The following is a 14,914-nucleotide window of genomic DNA, read 5'->3' as shown; positions in this document are numbered from 1 at the left end:
CATGGCTTGGACACACGAACAAATGGCGGCCCGCGCCGCCAAGGAACTCCACGACGGGGACTATGTGAACCTAGGGATCGGGCTGCCGACCAAGGTGGTGGACCACGTGCCCGAGGGAATGGAAGTCTGGCTGCAATCGGAAAACGGCCTGATCGGCATCGGTCCGCCGCCTTTCGAAGACGAGATCGATCCCGATCTGATCGATGCCGCCAAGCAGACCATCACCATGGCCCCTGGGGCTTCGATCTGCTCCTCCGCGATGTCTTTCGCCATGATCCGTGGCGGCCACATGGATCTGACCATCCTCGGCGGCATGCAAGTCAGCGAACGCGGGGATCTGGCCAATTGGATGATTCCCGGCAAGATGGTCAAGGGCATGGGCGGGGCGATGGATCTGGTGGGCGGCGCGCGCCGAGTGATCGTGTTGATGGAGCACGTCGCGCGCGACGGCGCGTTGAAGGTGCTGAAGGCGTGCTCGTTACCTCTGACCGGCCAACGCGTGGTGAACCAGATCATCACAGACTTGGCAGTGTTCGACGTAACGGACGGCGGACTCGTGGTCAAGGAGCTTGCGCCCGGCGTCTCCCGCGATGATCTGCAAGCCAAGACCGAACCGCAACTGACGTTCGACTGCGCCTGATGGACGGCGGGGCTTCGCCAGAGGCTCGACGCACGATCGCCTCAGTGTCGACTGAGCGACTGTCGGCTTGGATTCAGAGGCAGTCGTCCGCCAGGAGGCCCCACCCTCAGGCACTGAGATAGGTTGTTAGTTCCATCAAGCTGACCGCTCTCTCTAGGTCCTCTGCGCCAGATTGGGCGGCTTCTTGTGCAAGCAAAGACGAGGACGCTTCATGACCCACTCTGCCAACCCCAACTTCAGGCAAGATGTTGCTGCCAGCTTCGACAAGCAGAGGGCCATGCGCTTGATTCGGGCGACGTTGCCTGCTATCGAACAGGGCGCCACCGAGATCCATGTCCCACACTGGGATGGCATCGAGCAGCAGCACGGATTTGTGCATGGCGGAGTGGTTGGGATGATTGCTGACGCGGCGGCTGGTTTCGCGGCGATGACGATGACTCCTGCAGGCGCTTCGGTCTTGACGGTTGAGTACAAGCTGAACTTCCTCGCCCCAGCGGACGGCGAGAAGCTCATTGCTCGCGGGCAGGTGGTTCGTCGGGGCAGAACGCTGATCGTTACGAAGGCCGAGGTATTCGTCGTCAAGAATGAAGCGGAAGCGTTGTGCGCGCTCATGCAGCAGACCATCATCGTCGTCCAAAAGACGGAGCGCTAGGAACGTTCGACCAACCCGTCCGACAAAGTGCGCCGGACATGGAGGCGATGGAAGAACACTCAGCCACGCCTTGCGCTTCGGCTAGCCGCATTGAGAATTCACGACAACGGCCTTCCCCTTGGGCCGCACTGATGTGGATGCAGCCACGGCGCGCGTGAGGCACCGAGCGGCCACATTCGTTCACGCCAACAATTGCCGCAGCAGAAGCGCCGCACCGATGCCTACCGCCACCGTGGGTAGCGTCGGCAGTCACGCGGCTGCAAGGACCGTAGCGACCAAGGCGAGCAATTCGGAAAGCTCGCCGGCGACGAAGTGCGGCACGACGACGGCAACAGCACGCACCCGGGGGTCGCCTCCATCGCCACCTTTGCTCGAGCCCCCAGTGTCCGGTTCCGAGACCGAATTCGCTCGCGATATTGCGTACCAGATCGTAGGCAAGGACCGGGTCGTCGATCAGGGGCCTCTCATGCTCGGCAGCGAGGACTTCGCCTACATGCTGCAGGAAGTGCCTGGCTGCTACTTCTTCGTTGGGAACGGAGCGGGAGACGCGATGGGAGCCTGCGCCGTCCACAACCCGAAATATGACTTCAACGACACCCTCATCGGTGTGGGAGCCAGCTACTGGGTTGCCTTGACGAACCAGTTTCTCGTGCCCTGAGCTTCGCGGCAATCGACCGAATCTGTGTAGCGCCCCCGCACGTACACATGGAGCGCGCACTGTGTTGCATAGACCTTCATCCCATTTGCGCTTGTTGACACCCGGAGACAACCATGAATCCTCTCTCATTGCTCACCGCCCTCGCAGTATTCGCCGCCGCCGGATTGGGTAGCGCCAACGCGAGCGAGCCCTACCCCTCTCGGCCGATCACCATCGTGGTTCCATATCCCGCCGGCGGCAGTGACATCCAGGTTCGCAAGATCCAAACGGCACTGTCCGAGTCACTTGGCCAGCCCGTCATCGTTGAAAACAAGCCGGGCGCATCGGGTGCAATCGCTGCCGTGAGCGTCGCGCGCGCGAAGCCGGACGGGTACACCCTCCTGCACGCAAACAACGGCCTGCTCATCACTCCCATCGTGAACAAGCGCGCTGGCTACAACCTGCTCAAGGACTTCAAGCCAGTCAGCACCTTGACGACATCTCCCATGGTTCTTTTGGTGAAGTCGGACTTCCCCGCAAAGAACCTCGCTGACTTCCTGCACTATGCCCGCGAACAACCCAACGGACTGCGCTACGCCTCGTCAGGCACTGCTTCACTCACTCATATTGAAACCGCGCGTCTTGGCGACGCCGCGCGAATCAAGCTGCAGCACATTCCTTACAAAGGTCAATCCAACGGTGCGCTCGCGTTGCGCACCGGCGAAGTCGACATCCTGCTGACGCCCCCTTCCGCCGACATGCTGAGCCTGGTGGAACAAGGAACATTGAGGGCTTTAGGTATCGCGAGCGCCAGCCCCGGCCACCCCATCGCTCCCAGCATTCCTACCATTCAGTCAGCCGTTCCCGGCTACGTCTCCGAGGCTTGGTTCGGTCTGCTGGCTCCCGCTGGCACGCCAGATGAAGTGATCGCCAAGCTGAATGCCGCACTGCGAAAGGTAATGACGGATCCACAGGTTCGCAGCGGGATGCTTATCAGCGGGGCGGTCGCCCAAACCTCCACACCTGGCGAATTCCAGGCACTCATGAGCAGAGACGCGGCCCAGCTAAGCGAGGCCGTCGCCAAATACCGGATCGATACAGAGTAGAGGAAACTCGGCCCGCCTCCGCCTGATCGGGGGCTCTCTGCGGCAAACCTGCAGCCAGCCTGAGCCCTCCGGCGTTATCAGTTCACGTCGCGCAAGAAATTCGCAATCGCCACGTTTACCGTGTCCCGCTGATCACGATGAGGGGAGTGACCACAGTCAGCGATTTCCAGCAGCAGAGCGGCAGGCACAGCGCTCTGAACATCGCGAATCTGGGCCAGCGTGCCGTATCGATCCTGCTCACCTTGAATGCACAACAAGGGCGCTGTGATGGCGCCGAGTTCCTTGCGAATATCGAAGGCTCGGAAGGCAGGAGAAAGCCACACGTCGTTCCATTGCCAGAAGGCACTGTCCACGTCGTCATGATGACGTGCCAGGCGCTCGCGCAGCGAGCCGTGTTCGTATTCGTGTCGCGCTTCCTCGATGCCGCTGACCGAAATGTCTTCCACCATCACATGCGGTGCCAGTGCCACGCAGGCTGACACAGGGTGGTGTGCGGCATGGATGAGTGCAATGGTCCCGCCATCGGAGTGGCCCACCAGCACCGGTTGCCTGATACCTATGCGCTCAAGCAGAGCAGGCAACACCTGCAACGCTTCTCGATGCATGTAGTCGGGCCCAAGGCGCCCTGCGCCACGCACGTCCGGCACGGGGCTGGAGCCACCGTAGCCGCGCCGCGAATACACCACGCCTTCCCGCCCAGTCGCCGCGCAAAGGCTGGCCGGCCAATCGCCCCACTGAGCGATGGAACCCAACCCCTCATGCAAAAAGACAAGCGGTGCCCGATGATCAGAGGCAGGAGAATCGCCAATGCGCTCAACCTCTAAATGGTTTCCATTGATTTCGACAAGTTCCATAACCAGCATACTAGTTGGAAATCAATATTCATGGCAGCGACTGTCAAGTCCTCTTTACGCCCCATCGATGCCGAATTCGATACACGCGGAAGCCGGCACAATGACTCAATGCTGTGCCTCAGGTATATCGGCCCTACAGGGCATATGGACTGCAGCCAGGTATGCGGCGTGCCGCATAGTGATTACCCTCTGTCGACGCTGGACCCAGCAGCTATAGCTCTAACGGGAGTTCTGCAGATCGGCGTGCCGCACCACGTACTGCTCGTCCAACCAACGATTTGAAGCCTTGCGCCTCAAGCAGGTTGACTGCGGCTTCGGTAGTTCCGTGCGGCGACGTCACTTGTCGCCGAAGCTCCTGGAGGGCGCGTCCTTGATCAGATGCCAATTGCGCGGCACCGAGAATCGTCTGCCGAGTCAAGGTCTCCGCGACTTGAGACGGTAACCCCAATTCCTTTCCTGCCTCAACCATGGCCTCCATGAGCAAGTATGCATAGGCTGGCCCGCTCCCCGAGAGAGCAGTTACCGCATCGAACTGACATTCATCGCCCACCCAGATAGCCCGCCCCACCGAGGACATCAGGCTGTACGCGCACTCCTTCTGAGAAGGACTAACGGCGGCACTTGCGTACAACGCCGTCATCCCAAAGCCAACTGAAGCTGGGGTATTGGGCATACACCGGACTATCGCCCTTGCAGACGTTCGTGAAGAGTTGAGCCACGCCAGCAAGTTCAAAACAGGAATCCCTGCCATGATTGAGAGGATCAATGCATCGTCGGACAGATGCGGTGCAATTTCCCGGCATGTAACCTGCGCCACTTGCGGCTTGACAGATAGGATCACCACGTCTGCGCCGGCAGCGCACTCCCCAGCGCTGGAGTGAACATCAACCCCGTAGCACGATTTCAGCAGCTCTCGCTGTTCAGGCCGCCGAGCGCTTGCTGATATGCGACCTCCATCAATACCCATGGCAACCATTCCGGCTATCAGGCTGGAAGCCATGTTTCCGGCACCAACGAAGGCAATTCTCATAGCGCTCTCCACTCTCGGCCTCAATGCGCAGCCCATTGAATGGTGCTGAGGTCAATCCCGTCCTTGTACATGTCCCACAGCGGCGAAAGCTCGCGCAGCTTGGCGACGTGCTGCTTGATGACGGCCACCGCCGTATCAATCTCGTGCTCCTGAGTGAAGCGGCCAATGGTGATCCGCAGGCTCGAGTGCGCCACCTCGTCGCTCAGGCCCAAAGCGCGCAACACATAGCTGGGCTCCAGGCTGGCTGAAGTGCACGCCGATCCGGACGAGACCGCAACGGCCTTGATGCCCATGAGCAACGATTCGCCCTCGACGTAATTGAACGATGCGTTGACCGAGTGCGGAACGGAATGCTCCAGGTTGCCGTTGATCGTGACCTGCTCGATCTCCTGCAAGCCACTCAGCAGCTTGCGCTGCAACATCCGAACGCGCTCGCGCTCCGTCCCCATCTCAAGGCCAGCGAGCCGGAATGCCTCGCCCATGCCGACGATCTGGTGCGTGGGCAAAGTGCCGGATCGCATGCCGCGCTCGTGGCCGCCGCCATGCATCTGCGCCTCGATGCGGATGCGCGGCTTGCGCCGGATGTAGAGCGCACCGATGCCCTTGGGGCCATAGGTCTTGTGCGACGCCAGGCTCATCAAATCCACGGGCAACGTCTTGAGGTCGATATCCACCTTACCCGTGGCCTGGGCGGCATCGACGTGGAAGACGATGCCGCGCTCCCGGCAGATGGCGCCGATGGCCGGAATGTCCTGGATCACGCCGATCTCATTGTTCACGAGCATCACCGATGCCAGGATGGTGTCGGGGCGCAGTGCCGCCTTGAAGGTCTCGAGGTCAATCAAGCCGTCCGACTTCACGTCGAGATAAGTCACATCAAAGCCCTGCCGCTCCAGTTCGCGCATGGTGTCGAGAACGGCTTTGTGCTCGGTCTTGACCGTAATGAGGTGCTTGCCCTTGCCCTGGTAGAAGTGGGCTGCGCCTTTGAGGGCGAGGTTGTCTGATTCGGTGGCGCCCGAAGTCCAGACTATTTCGCGCGGATCTGCGCCCACCAGCGCGGCGACGTGCGCACGGGCGCGCTCTACGGCCTTCTCGGCCTCCCAACCCCAGGCGTGGGTGTTGGATGCGGGATTGCCGTAGTGGTCCCGGAGCCACGGAATCATGGCATCGACGACGCGCGGGTCTACCGGAGTCGTGGCGCTGTAGTCCATATAGATTGGGAGATGGGGGGTCTGCATATCGGGTTCCTGGGTTGTCGGTATGGAAAGTGGGGAGTTCGGGGACAGGCTTAGCAAATCACCGCTTCGTGACTGAGCTCCTGGGCCAAGACCTCAAGGCGTGCGAGCCCTTCATCGATCTCGGGATAGCTAATGTTGAGGCTAGGTGCCAGCCGCATCACGTCCTGGCCTGCCTGCAGCACCATGACGCCGTGCGCCAGCGCTGCTTTGGCAACCTCTCTGGCCTTGCCACGCCAAGGCTCGGCAAGCACGCAGCCGATCAGCAGACCGATGCCGCGGACTTCCTCGAAAACGCCGTAGCGCTTACCGATCTGTCGCAGTCTGCTGACCAGGTAGTCATGGCGCTCCCGAACGCCGTAGAGCAATTCCGGCTGGCTGATCGCATGCAGCGCGGCCTCGCCCACCGCGCAGGCCAAGGGGTTGCCGCCAAATGTGGTTCCATGCGTGCCCTGCCCCAGGTGCTCGGCGAATTTGTCCATCGTCAGCATGGCCGACAGCGGAATGCCGCAGCCGATGGCCTTTGCGATAGTCATTACATCCGGCACCACGCCGAAGTGCTCATAGGCAAACAGGGTTCCCAGCCGCCCTACCCCCGTCTGCACTTCATCGAAGATGAGCAGCGCATTGTGGCGGTCGCACAGGGCACGGGCGCACGCGAGGTATTCCCGCGTGGCCGGAAGCACACCGCTTTCCCCCTGGACGGGCTCCAGCACCACGGCGCAGGTGTTCTGCGACACGGCATGCTCCAACGCGCCCAGGTCGTTGAACGGCACGTGCCGGATCCCTTCGATGGCCGGGCCGAAACCATTCGAGTACTTGGGCTGCCCGCCCACGCTGACGGTGAACAGCGACCGGCCGTGAAAGCTGTTGTGCGCCGCGACGATTTCGTATTTCCGCGGCGACTGGTGCAAGCCATAGCGGCGCGCGAGCTTGAAGGCCGCTTCGTTCGCCTCCGCGCCAGAGTTCGCAAAGAACACCCGCTCCGCAAACGTCAACCGGATAAGCGCTCTGGCAAGGCGCAGCGTGGAATCCGATTTGTAGGTGTTGGAGATATGCCAGAGCCGATGGGCCTGGGCTGTCAGCGCCTCAATCAGCGCGGGATGGCAATGGCCCAGGGCATTGACGGCAATTCCACCCGACAGGTCGATGTACTCCTTGCCTGCGGCGTCCCAGACCGTCGCGCCCTGCGCTCGAACCGCCAGAACATCCAGCGGGGAATAAACGGGCACCATGACTTCGGTGTAGGCATCGGCAGTCTGCGGGGCCCGAAAAGGCGTCCCCATGCCAGGTGCCGGGTGGATGTGTGATTGACTCATAGCGCATCTGCGGCGGGTGTGGATCATTCAGTGGGAGAACAATAAATCCATACACTTTTATTTTGTATGCGTTAAAATAAAAGTGTATGTGTATTATAGTCACTAGCGTATGAAACATCGACAAGCCCATGAACGCGGCATGGCCGTGAGCCAGGGAGCGGACATGCAACGGCGCCCCGCTTGGCTCAAGCCGCTCGTTGCAGGCAGCGGGCCAAGATACCTACAGATTGCCGATCTGATCGCGCATGCCGTGCGCAACGGGGAACTGAAGGCTGGCGATCAGGTGCCGCCGCAAAGATGGCTGGCTACCGAGCTCGGTGTTGACCTGACCACCGTGACGCGCGCCTATGCCGAAGCGCGAGTTCGAGGGCTGCTGGCTTCGTTCGGTGGACGGGGCTCCTTCATCGCGGAACCCTACGATCCTTCACAGCGGGGCATGGTCGACCTGGCCATGAACATCCCGCCGCAGCCCGCCAATAGAGCCTTGGCTGACCACATCAAGGCGGGCATGTCCGAGGTAGTGACCCGGCACGATGCGGAATCTGTCAGCGGCTACCACCATCCAGTGCTTGAGCCGACAGCCTTGCAGGCGGCACGGACCTGGCTGGGCCCGATGCTGGACGCCATGGGCCAAAGCCAAGTGCTGATGTGCGCCGGAACGCAAGGAGCCATCTTCAACCTGCTACAGGCGCACACCCGGCGCGGCGACGCCGTGCTGTGCGACCCATTGACCTATCCAGGCTTCCTACGGGCAGCAAGGGCGCTGGGCCTCAAAATCATCGGTGTGCCAGGCGACGCCTCCGGCATGCTTCCCGACGCGCTGGAGCGCAGTTGCCGGGACACGGGCGCGGGGCTGCTCTATCTGAATCCCACGATCCAGAATCCCACGGCCTCAACCATGCCCACTGCACGGCGCCAGGACATCGCAGCAGTGCTGCGCAAGTCGAAGGTGACCTTGATCGAGGATGACCCGTATCGTCATTTGCTCAACGACGCACCTCTGCCTATCTCGGCGTGCACATCAGGGGAGCGCTCGTACTACCTGGCTTCGCTGTCCAAATGCCTGTCACCGAGCCTGCGCGCAGCCTACGTAGTAGCGCCGTCCGGTCAGGCCACCACCACTCTGCTGGAGAGCTTCGCCGCGACCAGCATGGGCTGCTCAGCACTGCTCGCCGGTCTGGTCCAGACCTGGATCGTGAACGGCACCGCCAAGTCGCTGCTGGGAGAAATCCAGCTCGAAGCCCGGTCGCGGCAGGCTCTGGCGCGCTCGATTCTGCCAGGGAGCATCCAGGCGCACCCGAGTGGCATTCATCTGTGGCTGCCCTTGCCGCCGCAATGGCGGCCAACTGCCTTCAGCCAAGCCCTGGAAGACATGGGTGTCCGCATCGCCGCAACGAATGCCTTCGGCGTAGAGGACGAGTTGCCCTCAGGCGTTCGCATCTCCGTCGGTGGAGCAAGAAGCCACGCCGAACTCAGTGCTGCGCTGCAGAAGATCCAGACTCTGCTCGGGAAAAGTCAGATCGCCAGCAGCCGCATGGTTGTCTAGCGACAAGGCCGATCCCTATGTGCACCTGCAATCAGGCGTCATGGTGCCGAAACGCGCAGCCAGACTCCATTGGCGCCGCTGCAGGCAGAATGGATTTCAGCTCGACGCCGCCGTGAGACCCGTGGGGCGAGAGCATGCCCTCTCACGAGGACGACCGCTAAGAAGTGGGGGGTACCACGGCCACATCACGGAGGCTTACGTGTCCAGATGAGCTGATCAAGCCACTTATTCTGCTGACTCCAGGCCCAGCACCGACATATACAGGGCTTGGGCCGTCATGAATCCAGGACTCCACCATGTCTGCCCAGTCCTGCAGCATTCCTCGCCGTTGTTGCGCGTATTCAGCTTTGTTGTAGACCGCGCGGACGCCTTTTTGCTCATGCGCGAGACACTTCTCTATCCAGTCGGTGTTGTAACCTGCCTCATGTAGCAATGTGCTGGCCGTACGCCTGAGGTCGTGTACGGTAAAGGGATCAATCCCCTCACCCCGCTTCTGGACCACATCTCTGCCGACCATCAGCACGCGATTCAACGCGCTGTTACTGATAGGGAAATCGCGTTCATGGCGTCCGGGAAGCAGATAGGAGCTCCCTGCGCAGCAAGCCTTGAGTGTCATCAGAATGCCCATCGCCTGCTGACTGAGATAGATGTTGTGTGGACGGCCTGCTTTCATACGCGCCTTCGGAATCGTCCATATGCCCGATTCGAAGTCAATCTCGTCCCATTTGGCCTGGATGAACTCACTTTTGCGCACCATCGTCAGCAGCAAGAACTTGACGGCTAGGCGCAATGTCGGGGCAGAAGCGACCTCATCCAGAGCATTGAAGAACGTGTGGATCTCGGCTGGTGACAGCGCCCTGTCCCTCGCCCTGAAGGTCGCAATCGCGCTCGGACGGATTGCTTCTGCCGGGTTGGCAATTTTCAAACCTCTCGCCTGAATGAAACGATAGACCTGCAGCACGATCTCGCGGGCCAGCACCGCAGACGCCGCCGCACCTCTCTCCTTGATCTTCTCGCATCTTGCCATCAGCCGGACGGGAGTAATTTCTTCCAACATCAAACGGCCAAACTCCGTCGCGAGATTCCGGTCGTAGACTGACTTACGCATTGCTCGAGTGGAGTCCGCCAGCCCTGCTTCGGCAAAGTACTTCTCTGCCCACTTACCGAACGTCAATGCCTCGCTGGCTTCGATCCGCTTCTCCACCTTCGATCGGGACGGACTCTCTCCCTGCTCCAGGGATCGTCGCGCCCGTGTCAAAAGCAATCTCGCCTCCGCAAGCGACAACGGCATGCCGAAATGGAGTTGCTCCAATTCGCGCTGATGCTTGGCGCCCAGATCCGCGTCGTACTGGCCAATGACTAGCGTCTCGCGGCGCCCGTGAAGTCTGTAGTCGTAGCGAAAGCTTATGTTTCCCGAGCGCAAAACAGCGGCATATAGTCCCTGCTGATCAGCGATCTTGTAGACCTTGTTGGACGCTTTCAGCATCTTCAACTGCTTGTCAGTCAACATCTCAGTCCTTCATCAGATGGAGAGGTAGCTCCATTTGACGAGGCCAACCGATGCCGTTCAAGCGTTGGGGAATGAGCGCCACCGACAACGGCGCTGTATCCGGCTGACTTTCCTATGGCACCAGATTTCGCTTTATGTCCTTGCTCCGCGTCGAGGTGTTCAACTGAGCAATCGCGGCGCAACGGGATCTGAACAATCGGGACGATGCGTGAGAAGGAGGCTCGCACCAACCTCCTCCCGCACGTTCCATGCTGCTTGCCGGCGCTCCGCAGCGTCCTGATCACACGGCCTGGGCTGGCCCCAGCAGTTGAAACTCCTCCAAGCGCGTCTCCGGCGGCAAGCCCAGATTGATGGGCCGAACAGGACTGGGCCCATTCGCGATCCAGGTATCCACCATATCTGCCCACGACTGAAGCATCGCCCGTCGCTGCTCGGCATACTCCGCCTTGTTGTAAACCGCGCGCACGCCCCGTTGCTCGTGAGCAAGGCACTTTTCGATCCAGTCGCTGTTGTATCCCGCCTCATGCAGCAGGGTACTGGCGGTCCGCCTAAGGTCGTGCACCGTAAACGGCTCGAACTCTTCACCACGAGCGACGATCACCTCGGTGCCAGCGACAACGAGCCGGTTCAAGGTTCCATTGCTCATCGGGAAATCCGACTCGTAGCGTCCAGGATGGAGGTAGGGGCTAGCACCGTAGCAGGTCTTGAAGGCCACCAGGATGTCGATGGCCTGCTGGCTGAGATAGACGTTGTGGGGTCGACTCGCCTTCATCCGCTCCTTGGGAATCGTCCATACGCCCGTTTCGAAATTGACTTCTTCCCACTTGGCCTGGGTGAACTCGCTCTTTCGCACCATCGTCAGCAACATGAACTTGACTGCGAGGCGCAAGGTCGCAGCCGAAGAGACCTCCTCGAGCGCATTGAAGTACTTGTGGATCTCTTCAGGCGATAGGGCCCGATCCCTGACTTTGAAGGCAGCAATGGCGCTCGGACGAATTGCTTCCGCGGGGTTCTCGATCCTCAACCCTCTCGCCTGAATGAAACGGAAGATTTGCAGCACTATGTCTCGCGACTGGACGGCTGGCGCTGGTGCACCGCGTTCTTTGATTTTTTCGCATCTCGCCATCAATCGTGATGGCGTGATCTCTTCCAACTTGAGGCGGCCGAACTCGTTAGCTAGGTTGCGGTCGTAGACGGACTTGCGCATCGCACGGGTTGACTCTGCCAACTTGGCTTCAGCGAAGTACTTTTCGGCCCACCCGCCAAACGTCATCCCCTCATTGGCTTCCGCCCGCCTCTCCACTTTCGCACGAGACGGGCTCTCGCCCTGCTCAATGGTTCGCCGTGCATTCGCCAGAAGCAAACGCGCCTCGGCAAGCGACAAGAGCATGCCGTACTCGAGCGTCGCCATCTCACGCGGTTTCCTGGCCGCAAGCGCCGGATCGTACTGCCCGATCACCAGGGTTTCACGGCGTCCATTGAGCCGATAGTCGTATCGAAAGCTGATGTTCCCCGTTCGCAGAACCGTTACGTATAACCCTTGCTGGTCGGCGACCTTGTAGACCTTGTCAGATGCCTTCAGCGCCCGTAACTGCTTGTCAGTAATCATCTTTTCCTCCAACGTGATACCGTCAGTTGATACCGTCAGACCAGATGACGGTATCAAGTTGGGTATTTGGAGGATCAGGTGACCGGTACCGTCACCCGTACCGACAAAGCGTCGGGCACCGGTGAAACGGCATGACACCGAGTGAGAAGCTAACCCCTTGTCAGAACTATGCTTCCCGGAAAAACCGGAACGCTATGGGAAGTCCTGAAACTGGAGAAATTTACTCCCACTCAATCGTCGCCGGCGGCTTGCTGGACACGTCGTAGGTCACGCGGTTGATGCCGCGCACTTCGTTGATGATGCGGCTGGACACGCGCTTGAGCAGGCCGTAGGGCAGTTCGGCCCAGTCGGCGGTCATGAAGTCGCTGGTCTGCACGGCGCGCAGGGCGACGACGTAGTCGTAGGTGCGGCCGTCGCCCATCACGCCCACGCTCTTCACGGGCAGGAAGACGGTGAAGGCCTGGCTGGTCAGGTCGTACCAGCTCTTCTGCGAGTTGGGCTCGATGGTGGAGCGCAGTTCCTCGATGAAGATGGCATCGGCGCGGCGCAGCAGGTCGGCATACTCCTTCTTCACCTCGCCCAGGATGCGCACGCCCAGGCCGGGGCCGGGGAACGGGTGGCGGTACACCATGTCCTGCGGCAGGCCTAGGCCCACGCCCAGTTCACGCACCTCGTCCTTGAACAGGTCGCGCAGCGGCTCCAGCAGCTTCATGCCCAGCTGCTCGGGCAGGCCGCCGACGTTGTGGTGGCTCTTGATGACCACGGCCTTCTTGCTCTTGGCGCCGCCGGATTCGATGACATCCGGATAGATGGTGCCTTGCGCGAGGAACGTCGCGCCCTTGTGGCCCGCGCCGCTGGCCTTGAGCTTCTCGGCCTCGGCCTTGAACACGTCGACGAACAGGCGGCCGATGATCTTGCGCTTCTGCTCGGGGTCGGCCACGCCGGCCAGCTCTTTCAAAAACAACTCGCTCGCGTCCACCCGCACCACCTTGGCGTGCAGCTTGCCTTCGAACATGTCCATCACCATGTCGCCCTCGTGCAGGCGCAGCAGGCCGTGGTCGACGAACACGCAGGTCAGCTGGTCGCCGATGGCGCGGTGGATGAGCGCGGCGGCCACGCTGGAATCGACGCCGCCCGACAGGCCCAGGATCACCTCCTCGTCGCCCACCTGGGCGCGGATGGCCTGCACGGCTTCCTCGATGTGGTCGCGCATCACCCAGTCGGCGCTGGCGCCGCAGATGTCGAGCACGAAGCGATCCAGCACCGCCCTGCCCTGCACGGTGTGCGTGACCTCGGGGTGGAACTGCACGCCGTAGAAGCGGCGCTCTTCATCGGCCATGCCGGCGATGGGGCATGAGTCGGTGCTGGCCATCAGCTTGAAGCCCGGCGGTAGCTCGGTCACCTTGTCGCCGTGGCTCATCCACACCTTCAGCATGCCGTGGCCTTCGGGCGTGGTGAAGTCGGCGATGTCCTTCAGCAGCGCAGTGTGGCCGCGCGCGCGCACTTCGGCGTAGCCGAACTCGCGGTTGTGCCCGCCCTCCACCTGGCCGCCGAGTTGCTGCGCCATGGTCTGCATGCCGTAGCAGATGCCCAGCACAGGCACGCCCAGCTCGAACACGGCGGGCGGTGCCTTGTCATCCACCTCGTACACGCTGGCGTGGCTGCCGGAGAGGATCACGCCCTTCAGCTGCCCGTCGGCCGCGTACTGGCGCACCCAGTCGTCTGTCACGTCGCAGGGGTGCACCTCGCAATACACATGCGCCTCGCGCACGCGGCGGGCGATGAGCTGGGTGACCTGGGAGCCGAAGTCGAGGATGAGGATCTTGTGGTGGGACATGAGAGCAGCCGAGGGGCGCGCGGAGCGGATAGGGCGGTGTGCCGGAAAACCCTCTATTTTGGCCGATGCGGCCGCGCGCGGCACAAGCGCGCCGCCTCCGCAAGGCCAGCGCACGCCGCGGCCACGGCTATGTTGCGAGGCAGACCAGTGCTTCGGGCACGCCGGGCGCTTCTCCTACTGCCGCAAGCGCCATGCACCGGTGCGGTGGGCGCGGCTGCGACCACAAGATGGCGGTGTGTGGTCGCGCCTGACGGCGCGCTCCTCGCACTTCTCTTCCAACACATATCAGGAGTTCCCCATGTCCAAACGCAACACGCTCGCCTTCACCGCCGCCCTGCTGATGGCCGGTGGTGCCTTTGCACAGGCCCCCGTCAACACCACCACCACGCCGCCCCAGCCCACCGCCACCGAGCAGGGCCAGCCCCGCCCCGGCCAGTTCAACCCCGCAGGCCCCGCAGGTGCGGCCAGCCAGCCCGCGCCGGCTGCAACCACCACGACCACTGCACCGGCCCCCGCACCCGCGCCGGCCCCGCGTGCCCCGCGCGCCGACCGCGGCTGATCAGGCACACAGCCTCAACGTCAAAGCCCCGCCATGGCGGGGCTTTTTCATGGGCGCAGCACTGTGGCGCGCGGGCGGTGCAAAGAAGGTGGAGCGTACCGTCAGCACATGGTGGTGAGGTGTGCGGGGTGCGGTGTGCCGGGTCAGGGGTGGCGGGCTGATGGGTCATCGTGTGGCGCTGCCCTTCGCGCCAATACGCTAGGCCCCAGTATGTTTTCAACCCCCTGGCGCCCACGCCGGGGTCTTGTGCTCGCCCGGTACGCTCCAGAAACATCAGGTTTGCAGGTTCACTAAGGGGGGGGACCTCTCAAATTAGGGTCTTAGGAAGCAAACGCTATCAAAGCGGATTGTTTCTGAGCAAGGATAGCAATGCTTGGTAG

General features: G+C 61.6%; 13 protein-coding genes. 6 read left to right on the top strand and 7 right to left on the bottom strand.

What is annotated here, in order from left to right; translation table 11 throughout:
• Nucleotide 1 precedes the first annotated feature (1 nt).
• The 4 genes from ACFSCU_RS18225 to ACFSCU_RS18210 all read left to right on the top strand — a co-directional run bounded on the left by ACFSCU_RS18225 (nt 2) and on the right by ACFSCU_RS18210 (nt 3,035).
• Entirely contained in the window at nt 2-640 is a 639-nt protein-coding gene (locus ACFSCU_RS18225) for a CoA transferase subunit B (RefSeq protein ID WP_180551554.1), read from the top strand.
• A 211-nt stretch (nt 641-851) separates the two neighbouring features.
• Nucleotides 852-1,292 (top strand): PaaI family thioesterase, encoded by a 441-nt coding sequence (locus tag ACFSCU_RS18220; RefSeq protein WP_180551555.1) that lies wholly within the window; start codon nt 852-854, stop codon nt 1,290-1,292.
• 217 nt (nt 1,293-1,509) lie between these two features.
• Nucleotides 1,510-1,950 (top strand): M20/M25/M40 family metallo-hydrolase, encoded by a 441-nt coding sequence (locus ACFSCU_RS18215; RefSeq protein WP_377561321.1) that lies wholly within the window; start codon nt 1,510-1,512, stop codon nt 1,948-1,950.
• Between the two features lie 113 nt (nt 1,951-2,063).
• The gene (locus ACFSCU_RS18210) at nt 2,064-3,035 is read left to right on the top strand and encodes a Bug family tripartite tricarboxylate transporter substrate binding protein (protein ID WP_180551557.1); all 972 of its coding nucleotides are present in this window, start codon (nt 2,064-2,066) and stop codon (nt 3,033-3,035) included.
• Nucleotides 3,036-3,112: 77 nt separating this feature from the next.
• Here ACFSCU_RS18210 and ACFSCU_RS18205 read toward each other — a convergent pair whose 3' ends face one another.
• The 4 genes from ACFSCU_RS18205 to ACFSCU_RS18190 all read right to left on the bottom strand — a co-directional run bounded on the left by ACFSCU_RS18205 (nt 3,113) and on the right by ACFSCU_RS18190 (nt 7,440).
• A complete protein-coding gene (locus tag ACFSCU_RS18205) occupies nt 3,113-3,889 on the bottom strand; it encodes an alpha/beta fold hydrolase (RefSeq protein WP_311234590.1) in 777 nt (258 codons plus the stop codon).
• A 211-nt stretch (nt 3,890-4,100) separates the two neighbouring features.
• Nucleotides 4,101-4,919: a pyrroline-5-carboxylate reductase gene (gene proC, locus ACFSCU_RS18200; RefSeq protein ID WP_180551558.1), complete on the bottom strand. Its 819-nt coding sequence runs from the start codon at nt 4,917-4,919 to the stop codon at nt 4,101-4,103.
• 20 nt (nt 4,920-4,939) lie between these two features.
• Nucleotides 4,940-6,157: an IscS subfamily cysteine desulfurase gene (locus tag ACFSCU_RS18195; protein ID WP_311234589.1), complete on the bottom strand. Its 1,218-nt coding sequence runs from the start codon at nt 6,155-6,157 to the stop codon at nt 4,940-4,942.
• A gap of 50 nt (nt 6,158-6,207) precedes the next feature.
• On the bottom strand, nt 6,208-7,440 hold the full coding sequence (locus ACFSCU_RS18190; protein ID WP_377561323.1) for an acetylornithine/succinyldiaminopimelate transaminase: 1,233 nt from the start codon (nt 7,438-7,440) through the stop codon (nt 6,208-6,210).
• A 172-nt stretch (nt 7,441-7,612) separates the two neighbouring features.
• On the opposite strand from ACFSCU_RS18190, the gene ACFSCU_RS18185 reads away from it, so the two are divergent.
• A complete protein-coding gene (locus tag ACFSCU_RS18185) occupies nt 7,613-9,019 on the top strand; it encodes an aminotransferase-like domain-containing protein (RefSeq protein ID WP_311234587.1) in 1,407 nt (468 codons plus the stop codon).
• A 157-nt stretch (nt 9,020-9,176) separates the two neighbouring features.
• On the opposite strand, the gene ACFSCU_RS18180 is transcribed toward ACFSCU_RS18185, so the two are convergent.
• The 3 genes from ACFSCU_RS18180 to guaA all read right to left on the bottom strand — a co-directional run bounded on the left by ACFSCU_RS18180 (nt 9,177) and on the right by guaA (nt 13,975).
• Nucleotides 9,177-10,529, bottom strand: coding sequence for a tyrosine-type recombinase/integrase (locus tag ACFSCU_RS18180; protein ID WP_311234586.1), 1,353 nt, complete (start codon nt 10,527-10,529; stop codon nt 9,177-9,179).
• 280 nt (nt 10,530-10,809) lie between these two features.
• Entirely contained in the window at nt 10,810-12,138 is a 1,329-nt protein-coding gene (locus tag ACFSCU_RS18175; RefSeq protein WP_311234585.1) for a tyrosine-type recombinase/integrase, read from the bottom strand.
• A gap of 220 nt (nt 12,139-12,358) precedes the next feature.
• A complete protein-coding gene (gene guaA / locus ACFSCU_RS18170; RefSeq protein ID WP_180551560.1) occupies nt 12,359-13,975 on the bottom strand; it encodes a glutamine-hydrolyzing GMP synthase in 1,617 nt (538 codons plus the stop codon).
• Nucleotides 13,976-14,273: 298 nt separating this feature from the next.
• Between guaA and ACFSCU_RS18165 the strand changes: the two genes are divergently transcribed.
• Complete coding sequence (locus ACFSCU_RS18165; RefSeq protein WP_180551561.1) at nt 14,274-14,534, top strand: hypothetical protein; 261 nt, start codon at nt 14,274-14,276, stop codon at nt 14,532-14,534.
• The last annotated feature ends 380 nt before the right edge of the window (nt 14,535-14,914 follow it).

It is taken from the genome of Ottowia beijingensis (assembly GCF_042680925.1).
Taxonomy (GTDB): Bacteria; Pseudomonadota; Gammaproteobacteria; order Burkholderiales; family Burkholderiaceae_C; genus Ottowia; species Ottowia beijingensis.
The sequence above is the reverse complement of the archived record's forward strand: the minus strand, read 5'-3'. Positions and strand labels throughout refer to the sequence as shown.